This window comes from Amycolatopsis anabasis (assembly GCF_009765355.1).
In the GTDB taxonomy this organism is placed as follows: domain Bacteria; phylum Actinomycetota; class Actinomycetes; order Mycobacteriales; family Pseudonocardiaceae; genus Amycolatopsis; species Amycolatopsis anabasis.
In genome coordinates, this window is sequence record NZ_VTHK01000077.1 from 1 (window position 1) to 17311 (window position 17311).

The following is a 17311-nucleotide window of genomic DNA, read 5'->3' on the forward strand; positions in this document are numbered from 1 at the left end:
ATCATGCGTGATCCGCCGAGGCCGTCGATCTGCAGCACGTCGGGTGTGCCCATCAAGCGTTTGAGGAGCAGGTCCCGCCGCGGCCCGGGTTCGGGAAGGTCGCGTTCGTGGAAGTACAGGCCTTTGCTGGTACCGCCTCGCATCTGCACACACCGGATGGTCGCCTGCTCGCTACTGGTCATGGCCGGCTCCTTTCCTGTCAGGCGTACCGGTCTTCCCGGGCGCGCAGTTCCGGCAGCCCGAGCAGAGCGGTGAATTCGTCGAACGTCCCGGGTGGGACGGCCGGGGGAGCGCCGGCCGCGGCGAGTCCGGCCAGCGCGGCCCGGACACCGGAGGTGGCGGCGAAGAGCGCGGTGACGGGGAAAAGGACGACGGCGAACCCGAGTTCGGTCATCCGCTGGTGGCTCAGGTGCGGGGTCCGTCCGTCGTCGACCCGGTTGAACACCAGCGGCATTTCGCCTGCCAGCTCACCGGCGATGCGTTCGAGGTCCGGTTCGGTCGTCGGCGCCTCGATGAACAGCGCGTCCGCCCCGGCTTCCCGGTAGGCCCGGGCCCGCTTGATCGCCTCGTCGACCCCGTCGACGGCGATCGCGTCGGTGCGCGCGATGAGCACCAGGTCGGGATCGCGGCGCGTGTCCACCGCGGCGCGGATCTTGCCCGCCATCTCGTCCGCGTCGATCACACCCTTGCCGCTCATGTGGCCACACCGCTTCGGGCTCACCTGATCCTCCACCTGGATCGCCGCCACGCCTGCCTGCTCCAGGACCGCCACGGTGTGGGCCACGTTGAGGGCGTTGCCGTACCCGGTGTCGGCGTCGGCGATCAGCGGCAGGTGGGTCGCCAGGACGAGGCGGCGGGCCTGATCGGCCATGTCGGTGCCGGTCAGCAGGCCGACGTCCGGCTTGCCCAGCAGGGAGGCCGCCGCGCCGAAACCCGTCAGGTAGACCGCGTCGAAACCGGCGAGCTCGATCAGGCGCGCCGAAAGCGCGTCGTAGGCGCCTGGCGCGATCAGTGGCCCCTCGAGCCGGGCGGCGTCGAGCCTCCTCCGTAATCGGCGCGCCGCCGTTCCGTCTCCGCCGCCGTTACTCACCATCGACCTCCCACTGGCTGACTGACGCCAGGGTTGCATACAACTTTGTTCTTGTCGAACGATTGCTTGGAGATATATCTCGGATTATGGTGGGTTGCGTCGACAAGTTGTATGCAATAGGGAGATGGGCGTGCGGAACGCGACATCGACGGCTCGCTCGGTGACCGAGCTGCGCGAGCTGATCTTGAGCGGTGAACTGCCCCCGGGAACGCGTCTCGGCGAGGTCGAGCTCGCCGAACGACTGGGCACGAGCCGGACTCCGGTACGGGAGGCGCTACGCCAGCTGGCCGCGGAAGGGCTCGTTGACCTGCCGCCGAACCGGGGTGCTCGCGTGGCCAGCTGGTCGGTCGTCGAGTTGAACGCGGTGTTCGAGGTACGGACCACGCTGGAACCCCGGCTCACCGCGCTGGCCACGGCCGCGGCCACCGACGAGGACATCGACGAACTCGAGGAATGGGCGCAGGAGATGTCACGGGTGGGCGCTCCCGGTGCGGAGCAGGACCTCGAGGCCCTTGTCCCGCTCAACCGGCGGTTTCACGATCGGCTCGTCGAGCTGGCCAACGCCCCGGCACTCGCCGCGGCGCTCGCCGGCGCGATCCGGGCACCACTCGTGCGCCGCAACTTCCACGCCTACAGCCCGGCCGCGTTGCGGCGCAGTCTCGGCCACCACCACGAGATCGTGGCCGCGCTCCGGGAACGCGACCCCGAATGGGCCGCAGCCGTGATGACCGCACACATCCACAACGCCCGCGCCGTACTGCTGCGCACCGCGACCCCCGCGTCCGGGACGTGAGGGTTCCGGCGCCGGTCCGCGACGACGCGGACCAGGACAGCACGATTCGCCCTCTCCCCAGAGAAAGAAGGAGGTTTGCCGTGACCACCGCATCCCCCGCCCCGGTCCTGTCCGATCAGGTCGCGCGGTTCGTGTCCGAAACCCGGCCCGAGGACGTACCCGCGGAAGTGCTCGAACGGGCCCGGTACCTCATCCTCGACGCGGTCGGCATCGCCTTCGCGTCCGCTACCCAGCCGTTCGCCGCCGTGGCCCGCGACGCGCTGGCCGCATTCGGCACGGGAGAACACGCGGTGCTGGGCATGCGCGACCGGCTGTCCTCACGAGACGCCGCCGTCCTCAACGGCGTACTGATCCACGGCCTGGACTTCGACGACACCCACCTGCCGGCGGTCGCGCACACCACCTCGGCGGTACTTCCGGCCGCCCTGTCCGCGGCGACGTCCGCGAACGCGACGCTTCGGGAGCTTCTCGCCGCGTACGTCATGGGTGTCGAACTCACCGCCCGGGTCGGCATGGCCGCCGGAGGTGCTTTCCACGACGTCGGATACCACCCGACGTCCGTGGCGGGAGCCTTCGGGGCCGCGGTCGCCGCCGGCAAGCTCGCCGGGCTCGACATGCCGCGGCTCGGTATGGCGCAGGGCATCGTCGGCTCCATGGCCTCCGGGCTGATGCAGTTTCTCGACACCGGTGCCTGGACGAAGCGGCTGCACCCGGGCTGGGCCGCGCTTTCGGGGCTGACCGCGGCGAGCTTCGCCGGTGCCGGCTGGAGCGGGCCGCCCGAGGTGTACGAGGGCCGATTCGGCTTGTACGCCACGCATGTGGGCGGGCACGACGTGGAGCCGGCGGTCGTCGCCAAGGACCTGGGCAGGACCTGGGAACTGCTGCGGGTGGCCGTCAAACCGTACCCGATGTGCCACTACAACCACGCGTTCACCGACGCCGCGCTCGCCTTACGCGGAGCCCACGAATTCCGGCTCGAAGACATCACCGAGATCCGCTGCGCGATCCACCCCATTTCCCGGAAGATCGTGTGCGAACCCGCGGACGCCAAGTGGAAACCGCGGGATGAATACGACGCCAAATTCAGCCTGCCCTACGCGGTGTCCTCGGCACTCGTCCGCGGCCGATTCACCCTGGCCGAACTCGAAGACAGCGCGTTGCGTGATCCACACATCCTCGCACTGGCCGGCCGCGTGCGAATCCTTGACGACCCGGAAAGTGCCTATCCGGAAGCGTTCTCCGGCGCCGTCGAGATCGAGCTCACCGACGGCACCGTCCTGCACCACCGGGAACAGATCAATCGCGGACACGAGAAACGCCCACTCACCCACGAGGACATCGTCGCCAAATTCGAGTCGAACATAGCCCAGGCAGCCGGGAAAACCACCGCCGACCGCGTACGCGAGACGGTACTCGGCCTTTCCCCGGACACTCCCGCGACCGACTTCGCCGAGGCCTGCCGCGCGGAGTGAACCACCGCCGCAATCGACTCTCACAAGCCCCACTCGCCGACCCGAACGATCATCAGCGGTTTTCATCGGGAGGCAGCGACGGCTCAGCGCGGCAAGCCATCGGGCTGGCCAGATTCGGACCTATGACGTGTGCGCGGCGGGGGCGACGCGGAATGCCTTGCGGTAGGCGGAGGGAGTGGTGTCCAGCGCGTCCCGCATGCGCTGCCGCAGATTCGTCCCGCTGCCCAAACCGGTCCTGGCCGCGATGTCCTCAACGGGCAGCTCCGTCGACTCCAGCAGGTGGCGCGCGTGCTCCAGACGCGCTGAAGCGAGCCACGCGGCAGGGGAGAGCCCGGTCTCCTGCCGGAACCGCCGGGTGAACGTCCGCACGCTCATGTGGCAGTGCGCCGCGAGGTCCTTGAGGGACAGCCGGCGATCGAGATGTTCCGTCATCAGCGTCCGCGCCCCGGCCGTCGAGGTCCCCGCGTCCTCCCGGACCGGGCGTTCGATGTACTGCGCCTGCCCGCCGTCCCGCACGGGCGCGACCACGTTGTACCGGGCCACGCGGTTGGCCACGGAGCTGCCGTGGTCCTCCCGGACCAGGTGCAGGCACAGGTCGATGGCCGCCGCGCCGCCGGCCGAGGTCAGAATCCCGCGATCGGCGACGTACAGCGGGTTGGTGTCGAGGTCGACCGCCGGAAACAGCCGCCTGAACTGCTGCGCGTAGCGCCAATGGGTCGCAGCCCGGCCGCCCTCCAGCAGGCCTGCGGCCGCGAGGACGAACGAGCCGGTGCACAGCGACACCAGCCGGGCGCGCTGCCGGGCCGCACGCAACGCCTCCGCTACACGGGGATCCACCACACCGTCCTCGACCACGCCCGGGCAGCGGGTCCCCGCGACGATCACCGTGTCCGCGTGCTCCAGCAAGGACAGATCGCCCTGGGGCGTGACGACGTACCCGTTCACCGTCGGCACCGGGGAGCCGTCCGGGGTGAGGGTGCGCACCTCGTAGGCCGCCTGTCCCGCGCGAGTTTCGACCCCGGCCAGCATCTGGGCCGGGATGCTGAGGTCGAACGCCACCACCGGTGCGAGAGCGAGAACGGCCACATGGTGAGGTGTCGCGACAGGCATGGCCCAATAGTTGCAGATAGTGGCTCCCGGGCCACTTCCGCGTCGCTCATGATCGGCAGAGACTGAGGTCCGTTCCGCACACCAGCACCGGGCAACCCCCGGTCCCCACATCCTGGAAGGTGGCCCTCAGCCATGGCCGTTCCCGCCGTCGATCCCGAGATCCAGACCCTGCTCGACACCGCCGACACCGGCGTCTTCCCCGTCTACGGCCTGGACGCGGTCCTCGCCGACCCCCAGCGGTACGCACTCCTGCGCACACACCCCGACACTCCCGTCGACGACCAGGTCAAGGTGCGGGACCTCTACATACCCGGCCCCGGAGGACAACTGCGGCTGCGCGTCTACCGGCCCGACACCCCCGAAAACCTGCCGATGATCCTCTACGTGCACGGCGGCGCCTACACCTACGGATCCCCCGAGGCCGAAGAGGGACGGTCCCTGCGCTACGCCCGCGATGCCCGGGCTGTCGTGGTCTCCGTCGACTACCGCCTCGCCCCCGAACACCCCTACCCGGCCGCGGCCGACGACGCCTACGCCGCCCTGACCTGGATCGCCGCCAACCCCGCCGAACTCGGCGGCGACCCCACGCGCATCGCGGTGGCCGGCGGCAGTGCCGGCGGGAACATCGCCGCCTCCACCGTGCTGCGTGCCCGCGACCAGGCAGGCCCGCACGTGCTCTTCCAGTCTCTGACCTACCCGGGCGTGGACGGCAGCCTGACCACTGCCTCGGCACGGGAGTTCACCGACACCCCGGTCCTCACCCGCGGCGCGCTGGACCTGGCCGTGCGGTACTACGCGAAGGACAGCCACGCCGCCCCCTACGCCTTCCCGAGCCGCGCCACCGACCTCAGCGGCCTGCCGCCCACCTACATCGCCGTGGCGGAGATCGACCCGCTCCGCGACGAGGGCCGCGACTACGCCGCACGCCTGTCCGCCGCCGGCGTCACCACCGAACTCGTGCAAGTCCCCGGCGCCGTCCACGGCTTCGACCTCCTCTTCCCCCAGGCCCGCCTCAGCGAACGCAACCTCACCGACCAGATACGCGCACTGCGCGAAGCCCTCCACCCCTGACCGGACCGGGCACACGACGATCCCTCAACGCGCCTGCGGCATCCACGGCGGCCAGAGCGGAGGCGCGGTCGTGGTGGAGGGTGAACAACTCATCCAGGCTGATGACCTCCAGGACGGGCCACACAGGGCGAGTGTCGGCCAGCCGCAGCGGCGGCACTCCCAGCCTTGTCGGTGGTGTTGTCTGGGCTGTCGCGGTCGGGGATCGGTACCTCAGTCGTCGGCGCGGCGCTGTTCGGCGTTCTTGCGGAGGTGCCGCAGGCGGTCGTCGAGGGTGACGAGGTTGAGGTCGAGCACGTAGACACCGCCGCGGTAGTGCTCGAAGCCGAGCTTTCCCCACACGCCGGCCAGTGCAGTGATCGCGGCCTGACGCTCGCGGGGATTCTCGTCGCCGCGCTGGTGGGCAGGGGCGTCGAGCGGGGCGGGGTAGCAGACGGCAGCCCGGACTCCGCCGGACAGTTTCTTGATCGCGGTTCCGGCGAGCAACACACCGATACCGTGGCCGCGCCATTCGGGGGCGCGGCGGACGGAGTCGAGGATGAGGATGCGGTCGCCCATCGGCTCGAGCCGGTCGTCCGGTCCCTCGGTGAGCCGGCCGGTGGCGGGGTCGAAGAGGGTTTCGGCGATCAGGCCGAGATCGGCGTCTTCCCCGTCGAGCACGCCGAAGGGGTCTTCGGTCTCGTAGACGTCGACCAGCACGATGCTCACGTCCGCGATGTGGATGAGGACCTCGGTGCCGCTGTCGTCGTAGATGTCGGCGGAGACGTGCCATACCTGTGGTTCGGCGTCGGCGTCGAACCACCAGTACTGGCGATGGGAGTAACTGAGGTGGATGTCCGACGGGTCGGCCGGCAGAGCGCGGCCTGCTTCTTTCCTCACGCAACGGACCTTTGTCGCTCGTCGAGGTGAGGATCGTCGAACGCTATCGGGCACGGGTACCGGGCAGCCCAACGACAGGCTCTCCAGCAAATGGCGTACCGCTCTGTTGACTATCGAAATACTCGGTATCTCCGCTGCACTAGCCAAGGTAGTCGGCTACCTCAACGTCGATCTGGCTGGCGTCGTTGCAGCCATGATCGCCGCAGGCACGGCGTGGGTGAACTTGCGCCAGTACACCACACTCTCCCGTGCCTACACCTTCGCCGCCCACGAACTGACCATGGCCAGGGAGCGCTTGGAACGAACCACCGACGAGGAATCCTGGGCTGCAGAGGCCGCAGATGCCGAGGAAGCGGTGAGTCGGGAGCACATTATGTGGCGCGCATCCCGCTCCCGATCAGCCAGCTAGCCCTCGGGCCAGAGCCAAACCAGCGCCAGACTTTGGGTTCGTAGTGGATAGGCCGCGTGTGTCACGAAACGGCCGACCAGATCCTGTGGTGCAGGAGTAACCAAGACTTCCTAGCGGGTTCTCTGAACACTGCACTGCAGCCAATGCCACGGCAATTGGTGTTGGCGGGGCGGAACTTTGCCGACCGCCTTGAGTACCTGTTCGCACTGGACCCCTGTTTGTCTGGCGATGACGACGGTGGCGACGGCGAAGTGGTCACTGACCGACCGTGCACAAATCAAAGTGTCAGCAAACAGCAGCACGAGGTTGTCAGTGCCGTAGCGGGCGGCGACCCGCAGACCGACAATACAGCTGGTGATGCCGCCACTGATTTGGATGACCCGCAGGATCGGGTCGCGAGACATGGTCACTTCCCTTCCTCCCATGGTGAATGCGACGCAAACCGCAGCACGGCTCGGCAGATCTATCCACATGAGACCAAGGACGGCGGTGGACGTCGAAGTGCATACGGGCTTGGCGAAGTGGCGGAGAACAGCGACGGAAGCCGTGGCATGCAGGGCAAGTATCGACGCCAGCCGATCCACGGCGAACTCATTGGCGACCCAGTCGGAACCGAGTTGGCACCGTGACTCGTCGCGGAAGTCGTCAGGGAGACTCGCGCGGCACGGGATACCCCAGAGGCGGGACCGGTCGGCCGTTGGCCGCGCATCCGGCGTGGCCGCACTCACCGCACCAGCCGCCGTGGTTACACCCGCACGCGCAGGGGCCGGGCCAGGTGTCCCACTCCGGTAGGTTGGTGAGGTTCATGACCTCACGCGGTACTTCGAGGTAGGCGTCGACGGGGCTGGCCAACCCCATATGGCCGCATCGCCACCAGTAGTGCAGAGCGAACACGCGTCCCCGCGAAAATGGGTTCTGCCCGGCAGAGACTGGGCACTGCGATGCGCGCCTACCCAACGACCAGGCCAGATACCACAGCAGCACCGGCGGTTTGGTGTCGGCCTCGGCGTCGCGGACCAGCTGCGCCGGCACAACGAGGGCACTACTCATTGCGGAATCCGAAGAAGACAAACGCGGTGGGCAGCCCGCGGTGGTCGGCAACGCGCAACGCACCGCAACTGTCGCTATATCCGTCACCCACCATCGCGCTCAGCTGGCCGGCAGGGTGGTTGCCGAGCATTTCCTCGCCCAAGGCGTCGATCAGCTCCCGAGCGCGGCGCTCGGCGTCTTCGCGGGGCCGCAGCGTGTGTTCGATGAGGTACACACGAGACTTCTGGCCGATGGACCCCGTGGTCTCGTCGACGCCGTGCTGGCGCCGATCAGCTTCCACGGCCGCGGTGAAGACACCTCGGAGATCGGTGCCTTCCTGGTACAGGAGAAAGGAGACATGTCCCATAGAAAACTCGCTTCTCTGTTGATGGTGTTGTGGTCGTCACGCCGGCGGCCGGGAGGCGATCGGCGCGCCCACCAGGTGTGACAGGCACGGGGTTGGGTCGCGGCACCGCGCGGCTCGAACGGGAGGGTGGACCGAGACGCACGCGGTTCGCGGGTGACAACAACCGCACACGACGCGTCTGTGGATAACCGGCATCATCGGGCCGATGTGGTGTTGCGGAAACAGACGGCACTGACCTCGGATCGGCACGCCGGACCTGCGGGGGCACCGGCGAACCGGGGCCGGGTACACCCGCGCCGGCGGGCGGGGTCGGGGAGTGGCGCCAGGGACGGGTCAGGCGGCCGCGGCGAGGGCCTCCGCGGCCGCTGTGGCACGGTCGTCGAGTTCACGCGCCGGATCGTGCTCAGACGTCTCGGCCCAGTACTTCTTCCACGCCGCGGGAAAGCCGGGACCGACTTTGGAGAGGGCCTGCTGCGGAGCGGCGACGAAGAAGTCTTCCAGGTGCGGGTAGCTGTCCTGTCGGCTGCTGATCCAGATGCGCTGGCAGTCGCCGTCACCCTCGGAGCCGAGATCAAGCCGGTCGGCGAGCACCCGAAGCTGAGCCAGGATGTCGGTGCGGGAACCGGACATCACCGGGGTCAGGTTGCGATCGGCATGCGCCGGTGCGGAGAACACCCGTTGCACCCGGTAGAGCCCCCACCGCATCGAGCGCATCCGCTGGTCGGCCAAACGAAGCACCTCCGTCGCACCGTCACGCTGCAACCGGTCCCGCAGCGATTCGGGGTAGAAGATCGGGCTGCGCGGGTTGAATCGAATAGCGCATGCCTCATCGATGACATGCTGGAACGCTTCGTTCGGGAACTGCATGTATCGTTCGACCGTCTTCGGCCAGCCTTTCTGACTTCCGGTGAACGGTCGAGTTCTGGCCGCAGTCGCCGTGTCTACATTGGTTCGTGTCCTGGTCCAGCGGCGCGGCAGCGGATGGTGCCGGATCCTTGCTGGGCCGTCATGTGTCTCGTTTTCGTGCGACTCTCATGACGAAGATCACGAGATGATCTTACGTCGTAGGAGGGCCTCGATACTCCGCGTCGCTGGAGCCCCTGCTCCCGCAGATTGACCGTCCGCCAGAGGGCAAGCGCAGGCGGCGCACTGCCGTCGCCCGAACGGTCCCTGGTGGCGGATGCGCTCCTGGTGGACGTGGCGGTCCCGGTGTGGGTGCTGATCGGGCTGGTGGCGGTGCTCGCCGCTCGTGCGGCCAGGAGGCGGCAGGTGGTGAGGGCACAGGTAGCCGGAAACTCCGTTGCCCTGTCCGGATCGTCCGGTATCGGATAGAACCTGACTGCACCTGATGACGAGGAGATGCCCGTGGCAGTGCCGTTCCCAGTCGTCGACCGACCCGACGCCCCTACCGTTCTGGTCGCTTCCCTTGACGTGACCGATGAGCGGGTGCAACGGATGGTCGCCGAGCAACTGTGCATCGACTGGCAGTGTGAGCCCTGGCCTGCGGACGTGGTGTCGCTGAACTGCTTTCTGAGTACCGACGGCGCGAACGTGCTGGCATATATCCAGTGCACGTCCGAGCGCCCCTCTGCCGACCTGCCCGGCTTGCGGACCCTGGGCGCGGAGCCGATCGCCTACCGGGTGTATCGCAGCCTGACTACGCCGGAGGAGACCCGCGTGCCGGGTTGCCTTGTGACCGCGTTGTTCACAGTGGACGGTCCGGAGCGGCAGCGCCGGTTCGTCGACTCGCTGATCGCCGCGCTGCCCGAGGACGATGGCCATCCGGGGGCGATCTCCGCGCACTTCCATCTCAGCCTCGACGGCGGCTGGATGCTCAACTACACCGAGTGGACTTCCCAGGAGGCGCACGGTGAAGCTGCGGCGAGTGGCGCGCACGACGACCTGCACGACCTTTTCGCCAACACTCCTGGAGTGCAGCCGCTCGGCGGCAAGCGGTACCACCTCCACCGCATCCTCACCGCACCTGTGGGTTAGCCGATCCCATGGTCTTCAGCGCGTCGGCTCGGGTGATCGGCGTTCGTCGCGCTGGGACGGCAGGATGCACGCCAGCGAGGCGACGACCACCATCAGTGCCGCGATCACCACGAACGCGCGGCTGTAAGCGGTGGCAAGCGCCTCTGGGGTGGCGGTGTGGCTGCTGGTGACGGTGACCAGGATGGCCAGGCCGAGCGCGCCGCCGACCTGCTTGGTGGTGTTCATCAGACCGGACGCGGCACCGGCGTCCGAGGTGTGGACACCGGAGGTGACGGTGGTGGTGATCGGTGTGTTGAGCAGACCGCCGCCGATGGAGAACACGATTGCCGGCCCCAGGATCCCGGACAGGTACCCGCTGTCCGGCGTCAGCTGGCTCTGCCAGACGAACCCGGCGGCGGTGAGCAGGGCGCCGATCGCGATCAGGGTCCGGCTGTCGACGCGCCGCATCAGCCATGGGGTGACGCGGGCGGCGACCAGGATGGTGACCACGGTGTGCGGGAGGAACCCGAGACCGGTCTGCAGTGGGCTGTAGTGCAGGACGTTCTGCATGGACAGGGTCAGGAAGAACCACATCGGGTTGAGACAGGCCCCGGCCAGCAGCATCACCACGTTGCCGAGGCTGATCGCGCGAGCCCGGAACAGGCGCAGCGGAATGACCGGGACCGGGGCGAAGCGCGCCTCGACCACGACGAACCCCGTCAGGGCCACGACCCCGGCCAGCATGCTCACGACCGTCGCCGGGGCGCCCCAACCCTCGGCGTGGGACTGTGCGATGCCGTAGGTCAGCGCGGTCAGGCCCAGCGTGGCCAGGACTGCGCCGGCCACGTCGAGCCGTGACCGCGCCGCCGGACGGTCGTGCCCGGTGATGAACCGCAGCGCCAGCACGATGGCTACCGCACCGATCGGGACGTTGATCAGCAGGATCGACCGCCAGGACAGGTACTCGGTGAGCACGCCACCGAGGAGGTTGCCTGCCGTGCCGCCCGCGACCCCTACCGCGGTCCACAGCGCCAGTGCGCGGGTGCGCCGAGTGCCTTCGGGAAAGGTGCTGGTGAGGACGGTCAGCGTAGCCGGGGCGAGGATGGCCGCGCCCAGACCCTGGACCGCGCGGGCGGCAATGAGTAACCCGGCCGTGTCGGCCAGGCCACCTGCCAGGCTCGCGCCGGAGAACAGCGCGAGCCCAGTGAGGAAGACCCGTCGGCGGCCGTAGAGATCGGCCAGGCGCCCACCGAGCAGGAGCAGCCCGGCGAACGTCAGCGCGTAGGCGTTGACCACCCATTGCTGACTCGTCTCGTCGAAACCGAGCGACCGCTGGATGGACGGCAGGGCGACGTTCACCACGGAGATGTCGAGCACGACCATGAACTGCGCTGCGCAGGCCAGCGCCAGAACCACCTGCGGCCCGTGCCGTCCGGCCGTCCGTAACGTCGGATCGACGGCATGGGCGTCGTGATACCCCACAGCACCTCCAGACTCACTGCGTCTGCACCTACACTTAATGGTACCGCTGTATCATATACGCTTGTACCACGATAGCGGTGAACGAGGAAGGACGTACCGGTGCCGAGGACCGTCGATCACGCGGAACGTCGCGCCCACATCGCCGAGGCTCTGGTTCGGGTCGCCGCCCAGGACGGGTTGCACGCGGTCACGATGCGCGCGGTGGCCGCCGAATCGGGGGTGTCGCTGCGGCTGGTCCAGTACTACTTCGACACCAAGGAACAGCTGCTGCTGGGCGCGCTGAGACACCTGGAGCAGCAGAGCCGTCAGCGGTGGGCGGCACGCGTGGCCGAGCTACCGAGCCCGGTGCCGCCGCGGGCCTTCGTCGAGGCATTCCTGGCCGAAGCACTGCCCACCGACGAGCAGAGCCGAACCTTCCATCTGGTCGGCACCTCGTACGCGGTACTGGCGATGACTGACCCCAGTCTGACGGCGGAGCCGTTTATCGCCAACGTGGATGACCTTCAACGGCAACTCGCCGACGCGCTGCGGCAAGCGCAGGCCGACGGGCAGGTGGCCGCAGGCGTGGACGTCTCGATGGAGGCGGCACGTCTGGTGACACTCAGCCATGGCCTGGGCACCAGTGTCCTTATAGGACAATATGATGTGGACGGTGCGATGACGGTGCTCCGCTACCACCTGGACACCCTGTTCCGGCGCTGACAGCGACGACAGTGCGGTCGTTCCGCCACGGAACTCGCGTGAGCGGCGGCCCGTGACAGCCGCCGCTCACGCGTGGTGCGTGTTGTCAGTGGTTGGCGGCGAGCTCGCCGGTGAGCCTGCCGTGCATGGTGGCGCTGTGCTCGTTGAGGCCGACGATCTCGACGCTCTTGCCGCGTGCCTCGTACTTGGTGGTGATCGCATCGAGTGCGGCGACGGTGGAGGCGTCCCAGATGTGGGCGTCGGTCAGGTCGATGACGACCTTGTCCGGATCGCCGGTGTAGTTGAACTGGTAGACCAGGTCGTTGCTGGAAGCGAAGAACAGCTCGCCGGTGACGGCGTAGACGACCTGGGTTCCGTCGGGGTCGACCGCGGCGGTGACGTTGACCAGATGCGCGACCCGGCGGGCGAAGATGATCAGGCCGGTGATCGTGCCGACGATCACGCCGATGGCCAGGTTGTCGCTGGCCACCACGACGGCCACGGTGACGACCATGACGGTGATCTCGCCGGTCGGCATCCGCTTGAGCGTGGCGGGCGCGATGCTGTGCCAGTCGAAGGTGCCGAACGCGACCAGCACCATGACCGCCACCAGCGCGGCCATCGGGATGTCGGAGACCAGCGGCCCGAAGGCGATGCACAGCACCATCAGGAACACCCCGGCCAGGAACGTCGACAGTCGTGTCCGGGCGCCGGCGGTCTTGACGTTGATCATGGTCTGGCCGATCATCGCGCAGCCGCCCATGCCGCCGAAGAAGCCGGTGACGATGTTGGCGATGCCCTGGCCGATGGATTCTCGGGTCTTGTTGGAGTGGGTGTCGGTGATGTCGTCGACCAGTTTCGCGGTCATCAGCGATTCCATCAGGCCGACCAGGGCGAACGCGAGCGCGTAGGGCGCGAGCAGGGCGAGGGTGTCCAGGGTGAACGGCACCTGCGGCAGGCCGGGCACCGGCAATGAGGTGGGCAGGGCGCCCTTGTCTCCGACGGTGGGCACCGCGATTCCGGCGGCGATGGTCAGTGTGGTGAGCGCCACGATCGACACCAGCGGTGCAGGGACTGCCTTGGTCAGCCGGGGGAACACCAGCATGAGCACCAGGCCGCCGGCGAACAGCGGGTAGACCGGCCACGGCACGTCGATCAGTTCGGGGACCTGCGCCATGAAGATCAGGATGGCCAGGGCGTTGACGAACCCGACCATCACGCTGCGTGGCACGAACCGCATTAGCCGGGCGATCCCGAGCGCGCCGAGCACGATCTGGAACAGTCCGCCCAGGATCACCGCGGCGATCAGGTAGCTCAGCCCGTGCTCCCGGGCCAGTGGGGCGACCACGAGCGCGATCGCGCCGGTGGCCGCCGAGATCATCGCTGGCCGGCCTCCGACGATCGAGATCACCACGGCCATGGTGAACGAGGCGAACAGCCCGATGCTGGGGTCCACCCCGGCGATGATGGAGAACGAGATCGCCTCCGGGATCAGCGCCAGTGCGACCACGAGGCCGGCCAGGATCTCCGTGCGGGCCACCTTCGGTGACAGCCACGACGGCCTGGTCCACCGCGCACGGGGCAACGACAACGACGAGGATGAGGGCACGCGACAACCTGACGTGTTCGGCGCCGAGCTGCTCCCGGCGCAGGGCGGGCCACGGCACGCCGACAAGCAAACAGCCTGCTGCCTGTCGATGCCGTGACGAGGACTGAGGGGTATCAGGAGCGGCACTGCCCCTGGGTGGCGGCGTATTCGAGTGCCGCCTCGAACGGCGCTCGCTATTTGGCCTGGGTGGGCCGCGAGCCACCGCAACTCGACCCTTACGTTAGGGCAGAGTTGTTCGGCGCGTGTCACCGCTACCGTGAAAGTGAGGTCGAGATCACGATCATGGACCGGTCGCGGGTGCGGCCGAGCGGTTTAGGGAGACTGCGGCAGGGCCGAGCCGGACTGCCGTCGATGGGTGGTGAGCTGGGTGTGCAGTAGCGCGGCGAACTCCTCGGCGACCCGCAGCTTGGCCCGAAGTTCCTCGCATGCCTGTTCGGCCGTGGCGCTGTACTGCCGCAGCCGCGCGGCCGGGTCGTCCAGCGGTGCGTCGTGCGGCAGCGGGTCGAGGATGGCCAGCAGTTCACGCATCTCGTCCAGTTGGAACCCGAGCGGTTTCATGCGCTTGATCAGCAGCAGCCGCTCAACATCGGGTTCGATGTAGAGGCGGAACCCGCCCTGGCTGCGCGCGCTGGGTACGACCAGGCCGACTTCCTCGTAGTAGCGGATGGTGCGCAGCGACAGCCCGGTGCGCTCGGCCACCTCACCGATCTGCATCTGCTCGCCCACGCCGCGTCCCTTTCGTCGATGACACCCCACCGTACTGATGCGGTCCGCTGGTCCAGGCGTCGAGGCGGTGGCTACGCGGTGTCCCGAGACACTCCCATCTCGGCGTCCTGCTGAGCTTCGCCGCGGTGGCCTGCGTCGTCCTCGGCGTCCGCGCCGATCCGCCGGGCGAGTACGACTGCCAGCAGGATCGCCGATACCGCGCCGGCCACCAGGAAGCCGGTGGTGGTCGAGGTCGCCTCGATCAGGGGGCCGAACAGCAGCGGTGAAAGGAATTGGCCGGCGAAGATCGCGGTGCCCGACAGCGAGGCGGCGCGGCTGCGGTAGTCGGCGCCGGCCGCCTGGTCGACCAAGACGGTCGCTACGGGGAACAGGATCCCGTTGCCGATGCCGAACAGCGCGGGCGCCAGCAGCAGGACGACCGGCTGGGTGACGGTGGCGTAGATCAGGAACCCGGCCAGCGCGGCGGTCAGGGCGGTACGCAGCAGCGCCGCGTAGCTCAGCCGCGCCCGCAGCCGGCCGTAGACCAGGCCGACCAGGCTGGTGGTGATCGCCGCGCCCACCACCGCGTAGAGCGACACCAGCACCGGCGCCCGGATCCCGATCTGCGCCAGTCGCTGCGGCAGGAAGATGGCCAGCACGTACATCTGCACCGCGATCACGATCCACAAGCCGTACCAGCCCAGCAGCGCCGGCCGCCGGCGCAGCATCCCGATCATCCCGGCCGCCTGGGCATCCCGTGGCCGCTCGGTCGTGTCCGGCAGCGACCACACCGCCAGCAGCGCGAGCGGGAGGCCGATCAGGTAGACGGCGAATGTGGCGTGCCAGGTCAGCCCGCCGAGCACCCCGCCCAGCAAGGGCCAGACCAGGCCGCCCACGCTGGTCGCCGTCGAGCGCCAGCCCATCACCCGGTCGCGCTCCGCTCCCCGGTAGAAGGCGAGCATGGCGACGGTGGTGCCCGTGAACACCGCCGCCGCACCGACCCCAAACACCAGCCGGCTGACGATCAGCGCCGGGGCACATTCTCGCCGCAGTGGCCGTGTCTAGAAGATTTCGTGTCCTGGTAGGAGCGTGCGCCGCATCTGAGCGCTCAGTCCGGGGTGTATGCTCACGTGTCTCATTTCATGCCAGTGTCCTGTGCTGTAAATCATATTCGTTGTGCGAGTCGCGTTAGCTATGACGGACAAGGTCTGCGGGGCATGACGGCCGAGTTCCCGGCGCAAGGTTCTGGTTTGCCTCCTGTATGAACAGGATGCCGTGGCGCTGCCCCAGTGTCGTGGGTGCGCTCGGTCCGCCATGTCGTCGCCCGGTTGTCCAGGCGCTTTTTGTTGGACAACCGGGCGATGGCATGGCACGGTGCGCCACCCACGACACGAGGCAGGGCAGGTGGTTTCGCGGCTCTGGGGGCTTGAAGGGTGAGCTTCGGGCACACTGTGTTCCCGGTCCCTGTGGAGCTGAGCACGGGTTGTGACCAGCCTCGATCGTGCGTCATCCGACCCGGTGGAACGTGGTCGGGTCCTGGCTGCCAACGCGCAGACTGGAGGATTGGAGAGACCGACTTCTATGACTGCCACCGAACTCCTTCCCGAGGCGCGGTCAGCCCGGCAGGTGCTGGCCGATGCCAGGGCGTTGATGGACCCGGCGGTGCGTGCGGCGGTGGGTCGGCTGCCTGAGCCTGTACAGCGGGTGGCGGGTTATCACTTCGGCTGGCTGGACGCGTGCGGCGGCCCGGCGGAGGCCCCTGGCGCTAAGGCGGTGCGGCCGGCGCTGGCGTTGTTGTCGGCTTCGGCCGTCGGTGGCAGCGCGCGGGCGGCGGTGCCCGGGGCGGTGGGGGTGGAGTTGGTGCACAACTTCTCGTTGCTGCACGACGATGTGATGGACGGGGATCGGTTTCGGCATCACCGGCCCACGGTGTGGGTGGTGTTCGGTGTGCCGGCGGCGGTGCTGGCCGGTGATGCGCTGTGGGCGCTGGCGTTGCGGGTGCTCGACGAGTGCGGTGCGACAGGGGCGGCGACGCGGATGCTGACCACGGCTCTGGAGGGCCTGGTTGCCGGGCAGAGCGCGGATACCGACTTCGAGCGGCGCACCGACGTCACCGTCGAGCAGTGCCGGGCGATGGCGGCGGGCAAGACAGGTGCTCTGCTGGGCTGCGCGTGTGCGCTGGGTGCGCTGTTCGGTGGCGGCAGCCGCGGGCAGATCACGTGTTTGGCAGGGTTCGGCGAGCAGTTGGGCATGGCGTTCCAGCTCGTGGACGACCTGCTCGGGATCTGGGGCGACCCGGCGGTGACGGGTAAGCCGATCGGCTCGGATGTGGCCAGCCGCAAGAAGTCGTTGCCGGTGGTGTTCGCGTTGTCCTCGGGCACCCCTGCAGGCGAGGAGCTGGCGGCGCTGTACCGGCTCGAGCGGCCGCTCACCCACGCCGAGGTGACCCGGGCCGCCGACCTGGTCGAGCAGGCTGGTGGTCGGCTGTGGGCACAGGCCGAGGCGGGTCGGCTGTCGGCGCGAGCACTGACCAGCCTGCGCTCGGCTGCCCCGCTGCGAGTACCCGCGGCCGAAATGAGCGGCCTGCTCGAGCTCATCACCCACCGAACCAGCTAAAGCGCCATCACGACCGGAGGAGACTGA

20 protein-coding genes are annotated in these 17311 nt (G+C 68.5%); 9 read left to right on the plus strand and 11 right to left on the minus strand.

The annotated features are described in order from the left end of the window. On the minus strand, window positions 1–182 hold a 182-nt coding region (locus tag FXO23_RS45810; protein WP_281356735.1), incomplete at its 3' end, for a PrpF domain-containing protein. 17 nt (window positions 183–199) lie between these two features. Next, complete coding sequence (locus tag FXO23_RS45815; RefSeq protein ID WP_179957064.1) at window positions 200–1093, minus strand: isocitrate lyase/PEP mutase family protein; 894 nt, start codon at window positions 1091–1093, stop codon at window positions 200–202. 127 nt (window positions 1094–1220) lie between these two features. Between FXO23_RS45815 and FXO23_RS52430 the strand changes: the two genes are divergently transcribed. Beyond that, window positions 1221–1883, plus strand: a complete 663-nt coding sequence (locus FXO23_RS52430; protein WP_281356736.1) for a GntR family transcriptional regulator — start codon at window positions 1221–1223, stop codon at window positions 1881–1883. 80 nt (window positions 1884–1963) lie between these two features. After that, window positions 1964–3355, plus strand: a complete 1392-nt coding sequence (locus tag FXO23_RS45825) for an MmgE/PrpD family protein (protein WP_246258473.1) — start codon at window positions 1964–1966, stop codon at window positions 3353–3355. A 120-nt stretch (window positions 3356–3475) separates the two neighbouring features. On the opposite strand, the gene FXO23_RS45830 is transcribed toward FXO23_RS45825, so the two are convergent. Continuing rightward, a complete protein-coding gene (locus tag FXO23_RS45830) occupies window positions 3476–4441 on the minus strand; it encodes a GlxA family transcriptional regulator (RefSeq protein ID WP_246258474.1) in 966 nt (321 codons plus the stop codon). Window positions 4442–4597: 156 nt separating this feature from the next. Here FXO23_RS45830 and FXO23_RS45835 point away from each other — a divergent pair, with 156 nt between their 5' ends. Beyond that, window positions 4598–5536, plus strand: coding sequence for an alpha/beta hydrolase (locus FXO23_RS45835; RefSeq protein ID WP_158894545.1), 939 nt, complete (start codon window positions 4598–4600; stop codon window positions 5534–5536). 210 nt (window positions 5537–5746) lie between these two features. Here the strand turns inward: FXO23_RS45835 and FXO23_RS45840 are convergent, their stop codons facing one another. Then, window positions 5747–6412: a hypothetical protein gene (locus FXO23_RS45840; RefSeq protein WP_158894547.1), complete on the minus strand. Its 666-nt coding sequence runs from the start codon at window positions 6410–6412 to the stop codon at window positions 5747–5749. Between FXO23_RS45840 and FXO23_RS45845 the strand changes: the two genes are divergently transcribed. Then, entirely contained in the window at window positions 6366–6821 is a 456-nt protein-coding gene (locus tag FXO23_RS45845; protein WP_281356737.1) for an SLATT domain-containing protein, read from the plus strand. The genes FXO23_RS45840 and FXO23_RS45845 overlap by 47 nt on opposite strands. A gap of 110 nt (window positions 6822–6931) precedes the next feature. Here FXO23_RS45845 and FXO23_RS51295 read toward each other — a convergent pair whose 3' ends face one another. From FXO23_RS51295 to FXO23_RS45860, 3 genes are all read right to left on the minus strand, one after another. Further along, entirely contained in the window at window positions 6932–7405 is a 474-nt protein-coding gene (locus FXO23_RS51295) for a hypothetical protein (RefSeq protein ID WP_218952363.1), read from the minus strand. A 458-nt stretch (window positions 7406–7863) separates the two neighbouring features. Further along, a complete protein-coding gene (locus FXO23_RS45855) occupies window positions 7864–8217 on the minus strand; it encodes a hypothetical protein (protein WP_158894556.1) in 354 nt (117 codons plus the stop codon). Between the two features lie 333 nt (window positions 8218–8550). Next, the gene (locus FXO23_RS45860; protein WP_158894559.1) at window positions 8551–9084 is read right to left on the minus strand and encodes a hypothetical protein; all 534 of its coding nucleotides are present in this window, start codon (window positions 9082–9084) and stop codon (window positions 8551–8553) included. A 306-nt stretch (window positions 9085–9390) separates the two neighbouring features. Between FXO23_RS45860 and FXO23_RS45865 the strand changes: the two genes are divergently transcribed. Both FXO23_RS45865 and FXO23_RS45870 read left to right on the plus strand, forming a co-directional pair. Next, complete coding sequence (locus FXO23_RS45865) at window positions 9391–9549, plus strand: hypothetical protein (protein ID WP_158894562.1); 159 nt, start codon at window positions 9391–9393, stop codon at window positions 9547–9549. 33 nt (window positions 9550–9582) lie between these two features. Beyond that, window positions 9583–10212, plus strand: a complete 630-nt coding sequence (locus FXO23_RS45870; RefSeq protein ID WP_158894565.1) for an antibiotic biosynthesis monooxygenase family protein — start codon at window positions 9583–9585, stop codon at window positions 10210–10212. A 15-nt stretch (window positions 10213–10227) separates the two neighbouring features. Here the strand turns inward: FXO23_RS45870 and FXO23_RS45875 are convergent, their stop codons facing one another. Continuing rightward, window positions 10228–11673, minus strand: a complete 1446-nt coding sequence (locus tag FXO23_RS45875; RefSeq protein ID WP_343034594.1) for an MFS transporter — start codon at window positions 11671–11673, stop codon at window positions 10228–10230. Between the two features lie 99 nt (window positions 11674–11772). On the opposite strand from FXO23_RS45875, the gene FXO23_RS45880 reads away from it, so the two are divergent. After that, on the plus strand, window positions 11773–12375 hold the full coding sequence (locus tag FXO23_RS45880; protein ID WP_158894568.1) for a TetR/AcrR family transcriptional regulator: 603 nt from the start codon (window positions 11773–11775) through the stop codon (window positions 12373–12375). A gap of 85 nt (window positions 12376–12460) precedes the next feature. Here FXO23_RS45880 and FXO23_RS45885 read toward each other — a convergent pair whose 3' ends face one another. Beyond that, window positions 12461–13894, minus strand: coding sequence for a SulP family inorganic anion transporter (locus FXO23_RS45885; RefSeq protein ID WP_343034595.1), 1434 nt, complete (start codon window positions 13892–13894; stop codon window positions 12461–12463). Here FXO23_RS45885 and FXO23_RS51300 point away from each other — a divergent pair. Beyond that, a complete protein-coding gene (locus FXO23_RS51300; protein WP_218952369.1) occupies window positions 13884–14060 on the plus strand; it encodes a hypothetical protein in 177 nt (58 codons plus the stop codon). The two genes, FXO23_RS45885 and FXO23_RS51300, sit on opposite strands and share 11 nt — an antisense overlap. A 215-nt stretch (window positions 14061–14275) precedes the next feature. Here FXO23_RS51300 and FXO23_RS45890 read toward each other — a convergent pair whose 3' ends face one another. Both FXO23_RS45890 and FXO23_RS45895 read right to left on the minus strand, forming a co-directional pair. After that, window positions 14276–14689: a MerR family transcriptional regulator gene (locus FXO23_RS45890; RefSeq protein ID WP_425484974.1), complete on the minus strand. Its 414-nt coding sequence runs from the start codon at window positions 14687–14689 to the stop codon at window positions 14276–14278. A gap of 71 nt (window positions 14690–14760) precedes the next feature. Then, window positions 14761–15720, minus strand: coding sequence for an MFS transporter (locus FXO23_RS45895; protein WP_343034596.1), 960 nt, complete (start codon window positions 15718–15720; stop codon window positions 14761–14763). 529 nt (window positions 15721–16249) lie between these two features. On the opposite strand from FXO23_RS45895, the gene FXO23_RS45900 reads away from it, so the two are divergent. Next, a complete protein-coding gene (locus tag FXO23_RS45900; RefSeq protein WP_158894574.1) occupies window positions 16250–17284 on the plus strand; it encodes a polyprenyl synthetase family protein in 1035 nt (344 codons plus the stop codon). Window positions 17285–17311: the final 27 nt, after the last annotated feature.